Source organism: Caulobacter sp. FV2ye17ST, from assembly GCF_058680955.1.
This window is the reverse complement of the sequence record NZ_CM178727.1, coordinates 3,874,783-3,891,837: the sequence shown is the minus strand read 5'-3', so window position 1 is coordinate 3,891,837 and position 17,055 is coordinate 3,874,783. Positions and strand designations below refer to the sequence as shown.

The 17,055-nt window shown below is 67.6% G+C and carries 16 protein-coding genes and 1 pseudogene; 5 read left to right on the top strand and 12 right to left on the bottom strand.

Features of this window, described 5'->3' with window-relative positions; all coding sequences use genetic code 11:
- Nucleotides 1-2: 2 nt before the first annotated feature.
- On the top strand, nt 3-1,130 hold the full coding sequence (locus ACW17V_RS18720) for a serine hydrolase domain-containing protein (protein ID WP_492106547.1): 1,128 nt from the start codon (nt 3-5) through the stop codon (nt 1,128-1,130).
- Between the two features lie 6 nt (nt 1,131-1,136).
- Here the strand turns inward: ACW17V_RS18720 and ACW17V_RS18715 are convergent, their stop codons facing one another.
- The 4 genes from ACW17V_RS18715 to ACW17V_RS18700 all read right to left on the bottom strand — a co-directional run bounded on the left by ACW17V_RS18715 (nt 1,137) and on the right by ACW17V_RS18700 (nt 5,479).
- Nucleotides 1,137-2,363: a hypothetical protein gene (locus ACW17V_RS18715; protein WP_492106546.1), complete on the bottom strand. Its 1,227-nt coding sequence runs from the start codon at nt 2,361-2,363 to the stop codon at nt 1,137-1,139.
- 46 nt (nt 2,364-2,409) lie between these two features.
- The gene (rarD, locus tag ACW17V_RS18710) at nt 2,410-3,324 is read right to left on the bottom strand and encodes an EamA family transporter RarD (RefSeq protein ID WP_492106545.1); all 915 of its coding nucleotides are present in this window, start codon (nt 3,322-3,324) and stop codon (nt 2,410-2,412) included.
- Nucleotides 3,325-3,415: 91 nt separating this feature from the next.
- Complete coding sequence (locus ACW17V_RS18705; RefSeq protein ID WP_492106544.1) at nt 3,416-4,444, bottom strand: aspartate-semialdehyde dehydrogenase; 1,029 nt, start codon at nt 4,442-4,444, stop codon at nt 3,416-3,418.
- Nucleotides 4,445-4,570: 126 nt separating this feature from the next.
- The gene (locus ACW17V_RS18700; RefSeq protein ID WP_492106543.1) at nt 4,571-5,479 is read right to left on the bottom strand and encodes a LysR family transcriptional regulator; all 909 of its coding nucleotides are present in this window, start codon (nt 5,477-5,479) and stop codon (nt 4,571-4,573) included.
- Nucleotides 5,480-5,573: 94 nt separating this feature from the next.
- On the opposite strand from ACW17V_RS18700, the gene ACW17V_RS18695 reads away from it, so the two are divergent.
- Nucleotides 5,574-6,569 (top strand): aldo/keto reductase, encoded by a 996-nt coding sequence (locus tag ACW17V_RS18695; RefSeq protein WP_492106542.1) that lies wholly within the window; start codon nt 5,574-5,576, stop codon nt 6,567-6,569.
- 104 nt (nt 6,570-6,673) lie between these two features.
- Nucleotides 6,674-8,773: a catalase gene (locus ACW17V_RS18690; protein WP_492106541.1), complete on the top strand. Its 2,100-nt coding sequence runs from the start codon at nt 6,674-6,676 to the stop codon at nt 8,771-8,773.
- Here the strand turns inward: ACW17V_RS18690 and ACW17V_RS18685 are convergent.
- The 3 genes and pseudogenes from ACW17V_RS18685 to ACW17V_RS18675 form a co-directional block, all read right to left on the bottom strand.
- Nucleotides 8,770-8,902: pseudogene (locus ACW17V_RS18685) on the bottom strand (hypothetical protein). The gene ACW17V_RS18690 and the pseudogene ACW17V_RS18685 overlap by 4 nt on opposite strands.
- A gap of 3 nt (nt 8,903-8,905) precedes the next feature.
- Nucleotides 8,906-9,127, bottom strand: a complete 222-nt coding sequence (locus tag ACW17V_RS18680; RefSeq protein ID WP_492106540.1) for a hypothetical protein — start codon at nt 9,125-9,127, stop codon at nt 8,906-8,908.
- Between the two features lie 79 nt (nt 9,128-9,206).
- A complete protein-coding gene (locus ACW17V_RS18675) occupies nt 9,207-10,826 on the bottom strand; it encodes a long-chain fatty acid--CoA ligase (RefSeq protein ID WP_492106539.1) in 1,620 nt (539 codons plus the stop codon).
- 133 nt (nt 10,827-10,959) lie between these two features.
- Between ACW17V_RS18675 and ACW17V_RS18670 the strand changes: the two genes are divergently transcribed.
- Nucleotides 10,960-11,502, top strand: a complete 543-nt coding sequence (locus tag ACW17V_RS18670; RefSeq protein WP_492106538.1) for a GNAT family N-acetyltransferase — start codon at nt 10,960-10,962, stop codon at nt 11,500-11,502.
- A 57-nt stretch (nt 11,503-11,559) separates the two neighbouring features.
- Here ACW17V_RS18670 and ACW17V_RS18665 read toward each other — a convergent pair whose 3' ends face one another.
- The 5 genes from ACW17V_RS18665 to chvI all read right to left on the bottom strand — a co-directional run bounded on the left by ACW17V_RS18665 (nt 11,560) and on the right by chvI (nt 15,026).
- Nucleotides 11,560-11,838: an HPr family phosphocarrier protein gene (locus ACW17V_RS18665; RefSeq protein ID WP_492106537.1), complete on the bottom strand. Its 279-nt coding sequence runs from the start codon at nt 11,836-11,838 to the stop codon at nt 11,560-11,562.
- On the bottom strand, nt 11,835-12,239 hold the full coding sequence (locus ACW17V_RS18660; protein ID WP_492106536.1) for a PTS sugar transporter subunit IIA: 405 nt from the start codon (nt 12,237-12,239) through the stop codon (nt 11,835-11,837). Before ACW17V_RS18660 ends, ACW17V_RS18665 begins: the two co-directional genes overlap by 4 nt.
- 75 nt (nt 12,240-12,314) lie before the next feature.
- The gene (locus tag ACW17V_RS18655; RefSeq protein ID WP_492106535.1) at nt 12,315-12,749 is read right to left on the bottom strand and encodes an HPr kinase/phosphorylase; all 435 of its coding nucleotides are present in this window, start codon (nt 12,747-12,749) and stop codon (nt 12,315-12,317) included.
- On the bottom strand, nt 12,746-14,344 hold the full coding sequence (gene chvG, locus ACW17V_RS18650; RefSeq protein WP_492106534.1) for a two-component sensor histidine kinase ChvG: 1,599 nt from the start codon (nt 14,342-14,344) through the stop codon (nt 12,746-12,748). The genes ACW17V_RS18655 and chvG overlap by 4 nt, the downstream gene beginning before the upstream one ends.
- On the bottom strand, nt 14,319-15,026 hold the full coding sequence (gene chvI / locus ACW17V_RS18645) for a two-component response regulator ChvI (RefSeq protein WP_419319686.1): 708 nt from the start codon (nt 15,024-15,026) through the stop codon (nt 14,319-14,321). The genes chvG and chvI overlap by 26 nt, the downstream gene beginning before the upstream one ends.
- Nucleotides 15,027-15,261: 235 nt before the next feature.
- Here chvI and ACW17V_RS18640 point away from each other — a divergent pair, with 235 nt between their 5' ends.
- Nucleotides 15,262-16,965 carry a hypothetical protein gene (locus ACW17V_RS18640; RefSeq protein WP_492106533.1) on the top strand — a complete coding sequence of 568 codons (1,704 nt, stop codon included), beginning with the start codon at nt 15,262-15,264 and terminating at the stop codon, nt 16,963-16,965.
- Nucleotides 16,966-17,055: the final 90 nt, after the last annotated feature.

Here is a 17,055-nt window from a genome sequence, read left to right as displayed (position 1 = left end):
TCATGACCGTCGACATCACCGGCGTCTGCCCCGACCGCTTCTCCGCCGTGCGCGAGGTGTTCGAGGCCAATTTCGCGGACGGCGGCGAGCTGGGCGCCCGCTTCGCCTTCGCCGTCGACGGTGAAGTCGTCGTCGACCTGATGGGCGGCTTCGCCGACCGCAAGCGCACGATCCCCTTCGGTCCCGACACCCTGACGGCCCTGTTCTCGACCACCAAGGCGGTCGCCGCCCTGATGGTCGCGCGCCTCGTCGACGAAGGTCGCCTGGCCTATGACCAGCCCGTCGCCGACGTCTGGCCGGAGTTCGCCCAGGCCGGCAAGCAGGACGTCACCATCGAGCAGGCCATGTCGCACCAGGCCGGCCTGTCGGGCTTTCCCGACGAGACCGATCCGGCCATCTGGTTCGACTGGGACGCCACCTGCGCCAAGCTGGCGGCCATGGCGCCGCTGTTCCCGGTCGGCTCGGCCAGCGGCTATCATCCGGTGACCTTCGGCTATCTGGCCGGCGAGATCTTCCGCCGCGTCGACGGCCGGACGATGGGCACGGCGCTGCGCGAGGACATCGCCCAGCCGTTCGGCCTCGACCTCTGGATCGGCCTGCCTGACAGCGAGCACGCGCGCACCGCCGAACTGATGCGCCCCACGACCCTGCCGAAGTTCGGCGAGATGAACGCCGCCGTGAAGGCCGCCTTCATGACCCCGTGGGCCGCGCCCTCGGGCCGGGGAACCGATGAGTGGCGACGGGTCGAGATCCCCTCCGCCAACGGCCACGCCACGGCCCCGGCTCTGGCGCGACTGATGGGCGCCCTGGCCCATGGCGGGATGCTGGACGGCAAGTCGCTGATCACGCCGGCCGGGATCAAGGCCGCCACCTTTGAACGTATCGTGGGCCGCGACCTGGTGCTGCCCTACGACATCAGCTGGGGCGCGGGCTTCATGCGCAACACGCCCAACTTTTTCTACGGTCCGACCGCCGAGGCGTTCGGTCATTCGGGCTGGGGCGGCTCGTGCGCCTTCGCCGATCCGGCCACGGGCGTGTCCGGGTCCTATGTGATGAACCGGCAAGGTAACGCCCTGATCGGCGACCCCCGCGCGGTGCGGCTGATCGAGGCGGCCTACGCCTGCCTTTAGCGCGATCTAGAAGCTGGCGCGCAGGGCTGTGGTCAGGCGCAGATTGTCTTGTCGCCGATCTTCGCCAAGGCGGGCTCGGTCGGGGCGGTCAGCGGTGACAAACACGCCTTCGACGACTAGGTCCAGCGTCGCGCGGAGCGGCTGAGTCCAGGCCAGCGTCGCGGCCCAGCCGTGCTCGGCATTGTTGTCGCGGTCCTTGAAGCTGCGGTCGTCGATGGAGAACTGCTCAAGCCGTGTCGTGATCGCGCCGCTGCGAATGTCGCGCGACATCAGGATGAACGCGCTCTGGAAGCCGACATCGGCAGGGGTCTGGCCCTGGGTGCTAGGTCCCATGCCGGTCTCACCCTGCATGGTCTGGATCAGGATTTCTGTCAGGGCATCGGGTGACCAGCGCGCGCCGGCCTGTACGAAGCGTGTCCGCCAGGCGTACTGGCCGTTGACGAGGGTCGTGCGATCACCGTTGTTGTCATAGGCCAGCAGGCTGACATCGAGTCTGTCGACGGGCTGGATGTCAAACCGGCCATAGGCTCCCCAGCGGCCATCCACCTCGTCGACAGGACGGGTTCGTGTCGCCTGTTTCCCGGCGAACATCCCGGGGACTGGCGGCAGAGGCAGGGCGCCGTTCCAGGTGGCGCGCAGGTCATGCAGGGCCCAGCCCCGAAACGCCAGCAGCGTGCCGGAGGTGTCGTTGCCCTGGAAGCCGGCTACTGTCAGGCCCACAGGGCGACCGATGGCTGTGGAGCGCGCCGTCAGTTCCAGACCGGCCGTCTTCACCTCTTCGGCGACCCAGCTGTTGATCGCCGACGGGGTCAGCGAGCGCGACAGCGACCATTCCGAGCCATCGTGTTCCAGCGAGATCGGCGGGAAGAACAGGCCCGTACGGCCCGACAGGCGAAGCGGCGCGCCCGGAGATGGGCGCAGGGTCAGATAGGCTTCGTCGAGACCGACACTCGGGGAAAGGGCTGACTGGACGTCGGCGCTGACCAAGGCGCCGAACCGTCCGCCCAGGCTGGGCCGCCAGGCGATGATGGCGCCTGCTGCCGCCGGCTCGCCGCTGCCCGCCTTGCCAAGCCCGCGATCAAGCCATGATCGTTCGCTGTCCCCGACCGACAATCCCACAGTCGCCACGCCGGAGAACCGGTCGCGCGACAGCAGGGATTGGCTTGCGGCCGCCGAAAAGCTCGTCAGGGCCCCGGCGAGGCTGAGCAGGAAAAGGCGCAGGATGACCGACATGGCCACCATACCTATCAACGGGTTGCTGAGCTCCCGTTAATGACGGTCAGGTCGCCGCCGCCACCACGCGCGTCCGTTTCCAGGCCCCGTAGGCGAACACCGCCACGCCCAGCCAGATGAACACGAACGACAGGGCGCGCATCGGGGTCACCGCTTCGCCCAGGCTCATGCCGACCAGGAACTGCAGGGTCGGGGCGATGAACTGCAGGAAGCCCATGGCGCTGAGCGGCATGCGGCGCGCCGACCAGGCGAACAGGGCCAGCGGCACGACGGTGGCGGGGCCGGCCAGCAGCAGCAGGGTGCTGACGCCGGCGCCCGATCCGAAGTGGCCCGCGCCGGTCGACTGCAGGTGCAGCACATAGATCAGACCCGGGATCGCCAGATAGGCGCACTCGATGAACAGACCCGTCTGGGCGTCGGCCTTCACCTGTTTGCGCAGGATGGCGTAGGCGCAGAAGCTGAGCGCGACGCCCAGCGAGATCACCGGCAGGTGGCCCAGGGCGGCCGTCTGGATGGCCACCCCCACCGCCGCCAGGCCAATGGCGATGGCGCCTTCGCGGGTGATCCGTTCGCGAAACAGGATGGCCCCCGCCGCCATGTTCATCAGCGGGTTGATATAATAGCCCAGGCTGGTCTCGATCACGTGGCCGGCGTTGACCGCGAACACATAGATCGACCAGTTGATGAAGATCGCCGCCGTCGAACAGGCCAGGATCAGCAGGGTCCGGGGCTGGCGCAGCACCGCCGCCACCTGTCCCGCCTGTCTGGCCAGCAGCACGGCCAGGAAGGCCCAGGGCGCGGCCCACAGGGTGCGGTGCGCGATCATCTCCCACGAGCCGACGCCCAGGTTCGAGAGCAGGTGGAAATACAGCGGCAGGAAGCCCCACAGCATGTAGCAGCCCACTGCGGCGATCACGGCTGTCCGGGCTTCGTCCGGGGTCTTGTTCACATCCGCCGACATGGCGTCGTCCTGTTGGCTAAAAGAAAAGGCTCCCGGGACCTTAAGTCCCGGGAGCCCTGAAATCGTCCACCCGCTTGTTGCGGAAGGCGGTTTAGGCCGGGAGTTTGGGCTTGATCAGGCCCTTCTCATGCAGAAGCTGCGCGATCTGCACCGCGTTCAGCGCCGCGCCCTTGCGCAGATTGTCGGCCACGCACCACAGCACGATGCCGTTCTCGACGGTGGGGTCGGTGCGGATGCGCGAGACATAGACCGGGAACTCGCCGGCGCTTTCCTTGGGCGTCATGTAGCCGCCGTCCTCGCGCTTATCGATGACTTCCACGCCGTCGGCGTCGCGCAGGATCTCGCGGACATCATCCTCGTCGAGCGGGGTTTCGAACTCGATGTTCACCGCTTCGGCGTGTCCGACCATGACCGGCACGCGCACGCAGGTGGCGACCAGCTTGATCGACGGATCCAGGATCTTCTTGGTCTCCGCCATCATCTTCCACTCTTCCTTCGTGAAGCCGTCCTCCATGAAGCTGTCGATGTGGGGGATCACGTTGAAGGCGATCTGCTTGGTGAACTTCTTGGGGGGCGGCGCGCCCAGGACGAACACGCCCTTGGTCTGCTCCCACAGCTCGTCCATGCCTTCCTTGCCCGCGCCCGACACCGACTGGTAGGTCGAGACGACGACGCGCTTGATCTTGGCCTCGTCGTGCAGGGGTTTCAGCACCACCACCAGCTGCGCGGTCGAGCAGTTGGGGTTGGCGATGATGTTCTTGGGCAGCTTGTTGACGGCTTCCGGGTTCACTTCCGGCACCACCAGCGGCACGTCCGGATCCATCCGGAAGTGGCTGGAATTGTCGATGACGATCGGACCGGCCGCGCCGATCTTCTCGCCCCATTCCTTGGAGATGGCGCCGCCGGCGCTCATCAGCACGATATCGACCGTGCTGAAGTCGAACTGGGCCAGGTCCTCGCACTTGAGGATCTGGTTGCCGAACGAGACCTCGACGCCGATGGATTTCCGGCTGGCGATGGCGTGCATCTTGTCGACGGGGAATTTCACTTCCTCGAGGATGTTGAACATCTCACGGCCAACATTGCCCGTGGCGCCGACCACGGCGACCCGGTAACCCATAGCGGTCTCCAATTCGTCTTTCCCGGCCCATCGTGGCGGGAAGCGCCCCGTTACGCCTCGGGACGTCCATAGGCAAGGCAAGGGTTTCTCGCAGAGCCGATAGATAGGGGCGGGTGCGGCAAGTTTTCACCAGGCCTGGCGCGTTTTTTCGGCCTTCACGAAATCCACGAAGGCCCGCAGCGGCGCGGGCATGTGGCGGCGGCTGGGATAGTAGAGCAGCGGGCCGGTGAACGGCGGCAACCAGTCGCCCAGCACGCTTTCCAGGCGGCCAGCGGCCAGGTCCCCGGCGACGAAGTCCTCGAAGGTGGCGATCAGGCCCACGCCGGCCAGGCATGACGCCAGCTCCAGGTCGATATTGGTCGAGATCAGCGGGCCGGTCGGGCTGATGCGGATGACCTCGCCGTCCTTCTCGAACTCCCAGGCATGGCTGACCCCGCTGGGGAAGCGGTGGCGGATGCAGGCGTGGTCCAGCACCTCGCGCGGATGGACCGGCTTGCCATGGGCGGCGAAATAGCCGGGTGAGCCGACCACCACGAACCGCTGCGGCCCGGCCAGGGGCACGGCGATCATGTCCTTCTCCATCCGCTCGTCATAGCGGACCCCCGCATCGAAGCCGGCGGCCAGCACGTCGATGAAGGTGTCCTCGGCGGTGACCTCGATCGAGACGCCGGGGTTGGCGGCCAGGAAGCGCGGCAACAGGCGCGGCAGGATGACCCGCGCCACCACGGTGGGCACGTTCAGGCGCAGGGTGCCGGTCGGGCTGTCACGAAAGGCGTTGACCTCGTCCAGGGCCAGGGCCACGTCGGCCAGGGCGGGGGTCAGGCGCTCCAGCAGCGTCTGGCCGGCCTCGGTGGGGGTGACGCTGCGGGTGGTTCGGTTCAGCAGCCGCACGCCCAGCCGCGCCTCCAGCCGCCGCACCGCCTCGCTCAGCGACGAGGCCGAAACCCCGCGCACGCTCGCCGCGCCGCGAAAGCCCCGGGCGCGGGCCACGGCGGTGAAGGCGTCCAGATCGGCGAAGTCGGCGTCAGCGGCCATTGTGCATATTTCCGAACGGGTCGTGCGGCATTGACCGGATTATCGCACGATGCGCCGAGGCGCATAACCCCTCCACGAGATTTGGAGACACACCATGAAGACGCATCAACTCGGCAAGACCGGTCCCGTCGTTTCGGCCTTCGGCCTGGGCTGCATGGGCATGTCCGACATGTACGGCCCCAGCGACCGGGCCGAGAGCCTGGCCACCTTCGACGCCGCCGTGGAGCGGGGCGTGACCCTGATCGACACCGGCGACTTCTACGGCATGGGCCACAACGAGATGCTGATCGGCGAGGCCCTCAAGCGCCACCGGCGCGAGGACCTGGTGCTGAGCGTCAAGACCGGCGCCCTGCGCGATCCGGCCGGCGCCTTCCTAGGCTATGACAGCCGCCCGGCCGCCATCAAGAATTTCCTGGCCTACAGTCTGAAGCGCCTGGGCGTCGACCATATCGACATCTACCGCCCCTCGCGGCTGGATCCGACCGTGCCGATCGAGGATACCATCGGCGCCATCGCCGAGATGGTGCAGGCCGGCTATGTCCGCCACATCGGCCTGTCCGAGGTGGGCGCCGACACCATCCGCCGCGCCGCCGCCGTCGCGCCGATCGCCGATCTGCAGATCGAATATTCCCTGATCTCGCGCGGCATCGAGGCCGAGATCCTGCCCACCTGCCGCGAAATGGGCATCGGGATCACCGCCTATGGCGTGCTGTCGCGCGGCCTGATCAGCGGCCACTGGAGCAAGGACCGCGCCTCGAACGGTCGCGACTTCCGCGCCATGAGCCCGCGGTTCCAGGGCGACAATCTCGACGCCAACCTGGCTCTGGTCGAGGCCCTGCGCACCGTCGCTGAATCGAAGGGCGTCACCACGGCCCAGGCCGCCATCGCCTGGGTGGCCGCTCAGGGCGACGATATCGTGCCGCTGATCGGCGCCCGCCGCCGCGATCGCCTGACCGAGGCGCTGGGCGCGTTGGACGTCACCCTGTCGGCGCAGGACCGGGCGGCCATCGAAGCCGCCGTGCCCAAGGACGCCGTGGCCGGCACGCGCTACGCCGAGGCGATGATGGCCCACCTCGACAGCGAGCGCTGAGCCTTTCGTCGAAGACCGGGCCCTTGGCCGGAACCATCCGTTCCGGCCAAGGGTTTGGCCGTCATCCCCCGTGCACCAGGATGGGGCGCAGAGGAATGACGGACATGGCGAGCGACTTCACGACCAAGATCGGCAAGGGCGGCGAAACCCACCAGCAGGTTCCCGACAAGGGTCCGCATGACGGCGAAGCCCACCTGACGACCAATCAGGGCATCCGCGTTTCCGACAATCAGAACCAGCTGAAGTCCGGCGAGCGCGGTCCGGTGCTGCTGGAGGACTTCGTCCTTCGCGAGAAGATCTTCCACTTCGACCACGAGCGCATTCCCGAGCGCATTGTCCATGCGCGCGGCACGGCGGCCCACGGCTTTTTCGAGCTCTATGAATCGCTGTCCGACCTGACCAAGGCCGAGCTCTTCCAGCGGGCCGGCGAGAAGACCCCGCTGTTCGCGCGCTTCTCCACCGTGGCCGGCGGCGCGGGCAGCGTCGACACGCCCCGCGACGTGCGCGGCTTCGCGGTCAAGTTCTACACCCAGGAAGGCAACTGGGACCTCGTCGGCAACAACATCCCGGTGTTCTTCATTCAGGACGCCATCAAGTTCCCCGACCTGATCCATTCGGTGAAGATGGAGGCCGATCGCGGCTATCCCCAGGCCGCCAGCGCCCATGACACCTTCTGGGACTTCATCAGCCTGATGCCGGAATCGACCCACATGATCATGTGGGCGATGAGCGACCGCACCATTCCGCGGTCCCTGCGCACGATGGAAGGCTTCGGCGTCCACACGTTCCGGTTCGTCAACGCCGCCGGCAAGTCGACCTTCGTCAAGTTCCACTGGAAGCCCAAGCAGGGCGTGGCCTCGACTCTCTGGGACGAGGCAGTGAAGCTGGCCGGCGCCGATCCCGACTTCCAGCGCCGCGACATGTTCGAAGCCATCCAGCGCGGCGACTTCCCCGAGTGGGAGCTGGGTCTCCAGACCTTCGACCAGGCCTTCGCCGACAGCCTGCCCTTCGACGTTCTGGACCCCACCAAGATCATTCCGGAAGAGGTGCTGCCCGTCCGCATCGTTGGGCGGATGGTGCTGGATCGCTATCCGGACAACTTCTTCGCCGAGACCGAGCAGGTCGCCTTCTGCCCGGCCAATGTGCCGCCGGGCGTCGACTTCACCAATGACCCGCTGCTGCAGGGCCGGCTGTTTTCCTATCTCGACACCCAGAAGAGCCGCCTGGGCACGGCCAATTTCCACCAGCTGCCGATCAACGCGCCCAAGTGCCCGGTGATGAACTTCCAGCGCGACGGCCAGATGCAGATGGCGGTGCCCAAGGGCCGCGCCAATTACGAGCCCAACAGCCTGACCGAGACGGCCGGCGAAGAGGGTGGGCCGCGCGAATGTCCGATGACCGGCTTCACGACCTTCCCGTCGGCCGATGCGCCCAGCGAGCAGGGCGACAAGCTGCGGATCCGGCCGGAAAGCTTCGCCGACCACTACAGCCAGGCGCGGCTGTTCTTCCGCTCGCTGGATCCGGCCGAACAGGCCCACCTGGCCTCGGCCATCGTGTTTGAACTGTCCAAGGTGGGCATCGAGGCGGTGCGGACGCGGATGATGTCCAATCTGGTCAATGTTGACCCGGACCTGGCCGAGCGGGTCGGCGCGGGCCTGAACATGCCCGTGCCCAAGGCCTCCAAGACGGCGGCCCCGGTTCAGGACCTTGACCTGTCGCCGGCCCTGCGCATCGTCAACGGCCCGCGCGCCCCGACCGACATCAAGGGCCACGTGATCGGCATCCTGGTCGCCGACGGCTCCGACGCGGCGGCGGTCGACAAGCTGAAGGCGGCGATCAGCAAGGCCGGCGCCGTGGCCAAGGTGATCGCGCCCAAGATCGGCGGGGCCAAGGGCGCGGACGGAACCCTGATCCCGGCCGACGGCCAGCTGGCCGGGACGCCGTCGGTAACGGTGGACGCCATCGCCCTGGTGCTGTCCGACACCGGCTGCGCGGCCCTGCTGAAGGAAGCCGCCGCTGTCCAGTTCGTGATGGACGCCTTCGGCCACCTGAAGGCGATCGGCGCCACCGACGCGGCCAAGCCGCTGCTAGACAAGGCGGGGGTCGAGCCGGACGACGGTGTGGTGGGCCTGGGCGCGGACTTCATCGCGGCGGCGGCCAAGCGGTTCTGGGACCGCGAGCCGAAGGTGCGCATGCTGGCTTAAGTTGCCAAATAGGTGTCATCCCGGACGCGCTTGGGCGATCCGGGACCCAGGGGCAAAGCGCAATGCGGCTGCCCCTGGGTCCCGGCTCTCCGCTTCGCTGCGGCCGGGATGACAGAGTTTTTGTTGCAACCACTAGATTACGTCGATGATGATTCCGCCTCCGCCGTAGGTTGTCGTTACGAGCCAACGACTTTGCGTGGCACTGGCCGTCAGCCGGTCCGCTTCAATCTGCGCTTTGCTCTGTTCTTGGAAGACGATCGCTTTTGTGGGCGTCTTGGTCGCTAGATCTCCTGGAGCGAGATATTCTTCGCCTCGCACAACGAGGTAAGCCTTCTTGGGTCCGTCGCGGGTCATTTTGGTTTCCTTCAGTGATCCCATTCACGGGAACCCGCAGAATACCGGTGCTCCATGCCAGTAAGCGCACCACGTTGCCTTACCCCAGCAGATGCGCCCGCCACGCCTCCCGCAGCACCTTCTTGTCGATCTTGCCGGTCGCCGTCAGCGGCACGGGCGCGAAGACCACGTCGTCGGGCGTCCACCATTTGACGATGCGCGGGGCCAGGTAGTCGAGCACCTCGACCTTGGTCACGGTCGCGCCCTCGTGGACCTCGATGACCAGCAGCGGTCGCTCCTCCCATTTGGGATGCGGCACGCCGATCACGGCGGCGACCTTCACGCCCGGACAGCCCACCGCGACGTTCTCCAGGTCGATCGAACTGATCCACTCGCCGCCTGACTTGATCACGTCCTTCTGGCGGTCGGTGATGCGCATGAAGCCGTGCTCGTCGAGAGTGGCGATGTCGCCGGTGTCGAACCAGCCGTCGTCCTGGGCCACATCGGCGTCCTGACGGAAATAGCGGCTCACCACCCAAGGGCCCCGCACCTTCAGCGCGCCCGAGGTTTCCCCGTCCCAGGGGGCGTCGCCGCCGTCCTCGGTCTCGACCTTCAGCTCGATGCCGAACTGCAGCCGGCCCTGGCGGGTCCAGATCGCCTCGTCCATGGCCTCTTCGCCCCGGGCGGCGAGCGACGGGGTGGGGGTGGCGACCACGCCGATCGGACAGGTCTCGGTCATGCCCCAGATCTGCAGCACCGAGACGCCGTAGAGCCGCTTGAAGGTCTCGGCCATGGCCCGCGGCACCGCGCTGCCGCCGATCACGACCCTTTTCAGGCTGTCCGGCCGCTGGCCGGTCTTCTCCAGCCAGTCCAGATACATCGTCCAGATGGTCGGCACGCCGCCGGTGAAGGTGACGCCCTCGCCCTCGATCAGGGCGTGCAGGGACGCGCCGTCCATCTTGTCGCCGGGCAGGACCAGCTTGGTCCCGCAGATCGGGGCGCTGAAGGGAATGCCCCAGGCGGTGGCGTGATAGAGGCTGGAGCAGGGCATCACCACGTCGAAGGCGGTGAAGCCGAAGGCGCTGTTGAGGCCCCCGGCCATGGCGTGCAGCACCACAGCCCGGTGCGAATAGAGCACGCCCTTGGGGTCGCCCGTGGTGCCCGAGGTGTAGCAGAGGAAGGCACCGGCGTTCTCGTCGAAGCTTTCCCACGTGATCGCCTCGGCCTCGCCGGCGATCAGGGTCTCGTAGCTGATAGCGCCCACCGAGCCGGGGATCGTCCGCTCGGGATCAGACAGCATCACGAAGGTCTTCACCGTGGTCAGCTGCGGGGCGATGCGCTCGACCAGGGTCTGGAAGTTGCGGTCGAAGAACAGGACCGCGCTTTCCGCGTGATTGATCGTGTAGACGATCTGCTCGTCGAACAGCCGGGGATTGGCGGTGTGCAGCACCGCCCCGATCCCCGGGACGGCGTAGAACAGCTCCAGGTGGCGGTGAGTGTTCCAGGCCAGGGACGTGACCCGGTCGCCCGACTGGACGCCCAGCCGCTTCAGCGCATGGGCCAGCTGGGCCGAACGGCGACCAAGTCCCGCATAGTCATAGCGCCAGACCGGCTCGTCGATCAGCTTGGAGACGATCTCGCGCGCGCCATGGGCCTGCTGCGCATAGGTCAGGATGCCGCTGATCATCAGCGGGGTGGTCTGCATCAGGCCCGGTAACATGCGCGGCGCTCCCTTTTATCGTTGGCGTCAGCCTAGGGCGTATGACGGGGTTTGGGGAAGGCCCCGGATCGCCCAAGCCGAAGCCTGACTCGCTCCCATTGCGGACATCGGTTCGGGAACCCATCATGGGCCCATGCGCGCGCCCGAAGAGTTTCATACGAGCCGACTGCGCCTTCGGCCGGTCGAGCGGGCGGATGCCGCGGATATCTTTCGAACCTATGCCGGCGAGGCCGCGCCGACGCGTTTCATGCCCTTTGAACGCCACCGCAAACTCGCCCAGAGCGTGACCTTCGCCGAGCGCTGCGAAGACTGCTGGACGTCGGGCTCGGCGTTTCCCTGGGCTGTCACCGAAAAAGTCTCCGGCAAGCTCGCCGGTGTTCTGGAGCTTCGGCTGTCGCCCCCGAGGGCCGATTTCGGCTACATCTTTGGAGAGCCGTTCTGGGGGCGGGGCCTGGCCAGCGAAGCCGCCTCGGCCGTGGTCGCATGGGCGATGGCGCAGCCACAGATCTTCCGCGTGTGGGCGACCTGCCATCCCGACAATGCGGCCTCCGCCGCTGTCCTTCGCAAGGTCGGCCTGAGCTACGAAACGCGGCTGGCCAACTGGGAATCGCGTCCCCAGCTGGGCGAAATCGCCGGGCCAAGCGACTGCTACGCTCTGACGAAGCCCGCGAGCTGACGTCCGTCACCACCTTGTCGGTTTTCAGAAAGCCCGCTCACTGGCAGGCCCGCCGCACTACCGTTCTTCGTCGAACCGGTTGGCCACCAGTTCGCACAGGGCCTCAAGCGCGGCGTCCGCCTCGGGGCCTTCGGCGGCGATGTCGATGGTCGAGCCTATGCCGGCGGCCAGCATCATCAGGCCCATGATCGAGCGGGCGTCGACGCTGGCGCCGTCGCGGCTGACCTTGACCTCGGCGTCGAAGCCGGCGGCCATCTTCACGAACTTGGCGGAGGCGCGGGCGTGCAGCCCCCGCTCGTTGACGATTTCGACCGTCCGTTCCGCCATGCGACTCATTTTTCTCCCGCGAGCACGTAGGAGGCCACGGAGATGTATTTCCGTCCAGCTTCCTGGGCGTGGGCGACGCAGGACTGCAGGTCCTCGCGCTGGCGCACGGATGCCAGCTTGATCAGCATCGGCAGGTTCAGGCCGGCGATCACCTCGGCGCGGGTCTGTTCCATCACCGAGATGGCCAGATTGCTGGGCGTGCCGCCGAACATGTCGGTCAGCAGAATCACGCCGTCGCCGCTGTCGACGACCGCGCACGCCTTCAGGATGTCGGACCGGCGACGTTCCATGTCGTCTTCCGGACCGATGCAGATCGCCTTCACCGCGGTCTGCGGGCCGACGACATGTTCCATGGCGGAGACGAACTCTTCCGCCAGACGCCCGTGCGTAACGATCACGAGCCCGATCATGCCTGATTTCTCAACCGGGATCCCCATAACCCGTGGCGGCCGGGAGGAGCCGCGCGGGCGCACTTGATACGCTCGTTAGAGAGGGACTCCAAGATGCTCCAGCATGCGTCTGATTTTCGCCGGCGCGGCGGGTTCCAGAGGCCACAGGTCGAAAACGGGAACGTTCACGCCGCAGAGGGTCTCGAAACGTGGCTGCGGCAGGCGTTCGACGGCGTCGGGCGCGTCTACGCACCGCACCAGCAGGGCGATCCGGGCGAAGGCGATGACGGGGGTGGGGACGACCCCCAGGCCCCGAATCTCGATCAGGCCAGACAGAGAATCAGGGGCCTTGCCATAAAGCTGGCCGCCCGAGGCGAAGACCACCGTGCGGTCGTCGGCCGCCAGGGCGAAGCCTGATTCGAGGGCGCGCAGGGTCAGGTCGCTCTTGCCGACGCCGGAGGGGCCTTCGATCAGGGCGCCGCGCCAGAGTCCGTCGCGGCGCAGGGCGATCAGGCCGGCGTGGCGGATCACTCGCGCGATTCCGGAAGGTCGACGGTGAAGCGCGCGCCCAGCAGGGCGCCGTCGGCGTCGACCCGGTTCTCGGCCTTCAGTTCTCCGCCGTGGGCCTCGACGATCTGGCGGGCGATCGACAGGCCCAGCCCCGAATTGCCGCCGAACGCCTTGCCCTTGGGGCGGGAGGTGTAGAAGCGCTCGAAAATGGTCTCGAGGTTGTCCGAAGGGACGCCCGGGCCGTCGTCGTCAATGGTGGTGACCAGCCGGCCGCGCGTCCGGGTCAGGACGACGCGGACCTCGCCATCGGCGGGGCTGAACGAGCGGGCGTTGTCGATCAGGTTGCGGAACACCTGGCCGATGGGCGTCTCACGGGCCATCAGCCGGGCCGCAACGCCGGGCTCGCCGGTCTGGACGCTGACCCTGACGCTGCCCGGGGCTTCGCCGGGGCGTAGCTGGGCCTCGTAGAGGCTGGCGACCTCGGCCAGCAGCTTGGCCAGGTCCAGCGCCTTGGGAGCCTCGCGCGACAGCTCGGCGTCCAGGCGCGAGGCGTTGGAGATGTCGGTGACCAGCCGGTCCAGGCGATTGACGTCGTTCTGCAGGATCGCCAGCAGCCGGGCGCGAGCCACGGGGTCGGAGACCAGATCCAGGGTCTCGATGGCCGAGCGGATCGAGGTCAGGGGGTTCTTGATCTCGTGGGCCACGTCGGCGGCGAACCGCTCGATGCCGTCCATCCGCTCCGAAAGCGAATGGGTCATCTCCTCAAGGGCGCGGGAGAGGTCGCCGATCTCGTCCTGGCGACGGGCGATGTCGGGCAGGGAAATGGCGCGCGCGCCCTCCAGTCGCACCCGGTCGGCGGCGCGGGCCAGGCGCATCACCGGTTCGGCGATCAGCCGGTGCAACAGGATCGACGAGATCAGGGTGGCGCTGATCGCCACCAGGATGAACGGCAGCAGGGCCCGGCGCTGGGCGGCGATGATCGAATCGACGTCGCCGACCTCCAGGGTAAGGACCCCCAGAACCGCCCGCACGTGCTGGATCGGGATCGACACCGAGACGACCCGCTCGCCGTTCTCCGACATCCGCGTGCCCGCCACCGCGGAGCCGCGCAGGGCCTGGGCCAGCTCGTCGGACAGGCCCTTGCTCGCCTTCGCCGCCTTGGCCTTGTCGGCGGGCTCGTCGCGGACGGCGGCGTCCTTCTCGCCGGGCTTGCGGGCCGGGGGCAGCACCTTCCACTCCACGCGGTCGGCGACCATGAAGCTGTCGGCCAGCACATTGCCCTGGGCGTCGAACAGTCGCGCCCGCTGCGAGCTGGGGATGAACAGCAGCTGGAAGATGGCGCTGGCCGCTTCAGCGTTCAGCGCCGGTTCGGGCTCGCCCTCGGTGGCCAGCTGGTCGATGACCTTGGCGATCAGGTCGCCCTGGGTGGTCAGGCTTTCGACCCGGGCGTTGACCAGGCCGCTACGCAGCTCGTTGAGCACCAGCGCCCCGATCACCAGGATCGCCAGCGCCAGCACGTTCAGGCCAATGATCAGCCGGCCCAGCCGCGAACCGCGCGGCCACGACCAGCGACGCCGGGGCGCGCCGGCGTCAGGCTTCGCGATAACGGTAGCCAACGCCGTACAGGGTCTCGATGGAGTCGAACTCGGGATCGACCTGGCGGAACTTCTTGCGCATCCGCTTGATGTGGCTGTCGATCGTGCGGTCGTCGACATAGACCTGATCGTCGTAGGCGGCGTCCATCAGGTTGTCGCGGCTCTTCACGAAGCCGGGGCGCTGGGCCAGGGACTGCAGCAGCAGGAACTCGGTGACGGTCAGGCGGACGGGCTTGCCTTCCCACAGGCTGTCATGGCGTGCGGGGTCCAGCGTCAGCTTGCCGCGCTTCATCATCTTGGAGCCGGCCAGGCCCGCGGCGATCGACGGCTCTTCGTCCTCGGGACGGGCGCGGCGCAGCACGGCCTTCACCCGCTCCAGCAGCAGGCGCTGGCTGAAGGGCTTGTGCATGTAGTCGTCGGCGCCGAGGTTGAAGCCGAGGATCTCGTCGATCTCGTCGTCCTTTGAGGTCAGCATGATGACCGGGATCTCGGAGGTCTGGCGCAGGCGGCGCAGCACTTCCATGCCGTCCATGCGCGGCATCTTGACGTCCAGGATGACCAGATCCGGCGCCTGGCTCTCGACGGCCTCGAGGCCCGAGGCGCCATCGTAATAGGCCTTGACCGTGTGGCCGTGGCTTTCGAGGGCCAGCGAGACCGAAGCGACGATGTTTTCGTCGTCGTCTATGAGCGTGATAGCGGCCATGGAGCCCGTCTGATCCTTACCTTCGTCGTCTGGCGATCCTATCGACCGCCCGTCTCTGCTTCAACGCGCGGTGCGGCAAAGCTTTCCATACAGGGTTTGTCCGGCCTTTGCGGCCCCAGCGTGGCGCGATTGCGGCTGGATGGCTGCGACGGCGCCAAGCTTGACCACATTGGCCGCCTCAACCTCGCTTTAAGGTCTTGTATCCCATAACCGAAACTCGGGGAGCCCTTAGCCCATGAGCGATGTCCATTACGAACTTTTCGTGCGCCGCAAGGTTGGCGCACAGTGGGTCCTGGAAATGGCCACGGAAGTTCGCACGGCCGCGCTTCAGAACGCCGAGGAATGCCTGACGTCAGGCCGCGCGGTGGCCGTTCGCGTCAGCAAGGAAACCCTGGATCGCGAGTCCGGCGAATACAAATCCATCGCCATCTTCACCAAGGGCATGGTCGACGGCGGCAAGCCGAAGAAGGAGGTCGAGGATCTCGATCCCCTCTGCGTCCAGCCCGCCGACCTCTACACGGCCCATGCCCGCGACCGGATCGGCCGCCTGCTGGAAGGCTGGCTGGCGCGACACAACGCCACGCCCTTCGAACTGCTGCACCGTCCCGACCTGGTCGAGAAGCTGGAAGCCTCCGGCACCGACCTGCAGCACGCCCTGCAGAAGATCGCCATTCCCGAGGCCGAAGCCCGGGGCATGTCGGTCCATGAACTGATCCGCACCTTCCAGGGTCTGGTCGAGCGCTCGGTCGCCAATCTGATGAAGGCGTTCAAGAAGGGCGCCCTGCCGGATCTCGACAAGGAAGGTTTCGCCAAGGCCGCCCAGCGCCTGGCCGCCGACCCGGACCGCGCCTTCCTGCTGGGGGCCGGCGTCGCCGCCTCCATCGCGCCCGGGATCAGCTGGTCCGACAAGATCGCCCGCCTGCTGGACCTGGCCGACGCCGCCCCGACCGAGCCCGGTCCGCGCGCCCTGGCCCTGCACGCCATTGAACAGCCCCTGGCCGAGATCATCGGCTCGCGCGCCGGCATGGCCGACCTGCTGGGCACCGCCGACGACCTCGGCTCGACCCTGGCGGCCATGACCCGCCTGACGGGCGGCGCCCAGGTGGAAGCCCTGATCCGCATGCAGGCCCAGGTCCGCGCCTGCATGCCCGAGCTGTCGGGCACCGCCAAGCGCCTGAGCGAATGGCTCAGCGGCGATCATTTCGCCCCCGTCCGCGCCTCGATCGCCAAGCGGGTGCTGACCGAACTGAACGGCGTGCGCCGGCTCAAGCCCACCGACGCCGAGGCCGAGATCGAATATCTGCGGGCCCTGGCCATGAGCCTGACCGCCGCGGCCGGCCGCATCCTGCCGCCCGAAGACATCCAGGCGGCCTTCACGGTCCGCTCCAAGACCCTGCTCAACGGCGAATTCATCGAGGCCCTGCTGGGGCGCGACCGCTCGGCCCGCGAGGAGATCACCATCCTGATCCGCCTGGCCGAGAACGTCATGGGCGCGGTCAACAAGCGTCAGGCCGCTCGCTGGCTCAGCGCCAACATCACCGCCCTGCGGTTCGAAAAGGAACTGCGTCAGGGACCGGACTCGCCGGCCGCCAAGCTGGCCGCCCTGGCCGGCCTGCAAAAGACCGTCACCCGTTCCGGCCTGGTCCGTGAGGACTATGAGCCTTTGTGCAACAAGCTGGGCGAGCTCGGCTCCCAGGTCGAGGCCGACAGCCGGCTCCTGACCATGCTGGTCCGCGCTCCGGCGCCCCTGGCCCACCGCATGGCCCTGCTGGTCAAGCTGGCCACGGGCGAGGCGGGTCCCACGGGGCCCGTGGCCGACAGGGCCAAGATGGAAGCCTTCAAGCTGGCCCGCGATCCCGCCGCCCGCGAAGAGCTGGCGGCCTCGCCAGCGACCATGGACCTGCTCAAGGGACTGATGCAGAGCGCAAAGGCCGCCTGAAGCCCGCCGGCTGTCCTTGCGGCGCGACTGAGGACCCCTAAGTTGCCTTGCGACGGCGCCGCCATGGCGTCGATGGCACGAGGGCGGCGA

Bases quoted from the DNA above. Each gene is read 5' to 3' on its own strand.
- ACW17V_RS18705 (WP_492106544.1), bottom strand. From the start codon at position 4,444: ATGGGTTACCGGGTCGCCGTGGTCGGCGCCACGGGCAATGTTGGCCGT.
- ACW17V_RS18665 (WP_492106537.1), bottom strand. From the start codon at position 11,838: ATGAGTCGCATGGCGGAACGGACGGTCGAAATCGTCAACGAGCGGGGG.
- ACW17V_RS18675 (WP_492106539.1), bottom strand. From the start codon at position 10,826: ATGTTACCGGGCCTGATGCAGACCACCCCGCTGATGATCAGCGGCATC.
- ACW17V_RS18680 (WP_492106540.1), bottom strand. From the start codon at position 9,127: ATGACCCGCGACGGACCCAAGAAGGCTTACCTCGTTGTGCGAGGCGAA.
- ACW17V_RS18720 (WP_492106547.1), top strand. From the start codon at position 3: ATGACCGTCGACATCACCGGCGTCTGCCCCGACCGCTTCTCCGCCGTG.
- ACW17V_RS18700 (WP_492106543.1), bottom strand. From the start codon at position 5,479: ATGGCCGCTGACGCCGACTTCGCCGATCTGGACGCCTTCACCGCCGTG.
- ACW17V_RS18640 (WP_492106533.1), top strand. From the start codon at position 15,262: ATGAGCGATGTCCATTACGAACTTTTCGTGCGCCGCAAGGTTGGCGCA.
- ACW17V_RS18660 (WP_492106536.1), bottom strand. From the start codon at position 12,239: ATGATCGGGCTCGTGATCGTTACGCACGGGCGTCTGGCGGAAGAGTTC.
- ACW17V_RS18695 (WP_492106542.1), top strand. From the start codon at position 5,574: ATGAAGACGCATCAACTCGGCAAGACCGGTCCCGTCGTTTCGGCCTTC.
- rarD (WP_492106545.1), bottom strand. From the start codon at position 3,324: ATGTCGGCGGATGTGAACAAGACCCCGGACGAAGCCCGGACAGCCGTG.
- chvI (WP_419319686.1), bottom strand. From the start codon at position 15,026: ATGGCCGCTATCACGCTCATAGACGACGACGAAAACATCGTCGCTTCG.
- ACW17V_RS18690 (WP_492106541.1), top strand. From the start codon at position 6,674: ATGGCGAGCGACTTCACGACCAAGATCGGCAAGGGCGGCGAAACCCAC.
- ACW17V_RS18670 (WP_492106538.1), top strand. From the start codon at position 10,960: ATGCGCGCGCCCGAAGAGTTTCATACGAGCCGACTGCGCCTTCGGCCG.
- ACW17V_RS18715 (WP_492106546.1), bottom strand. From the start codon at position 2,363: ATGTCGGTCATCCTGCGCCTTTTCCTGCTCAGCCTCGCCGGGGCCCTG.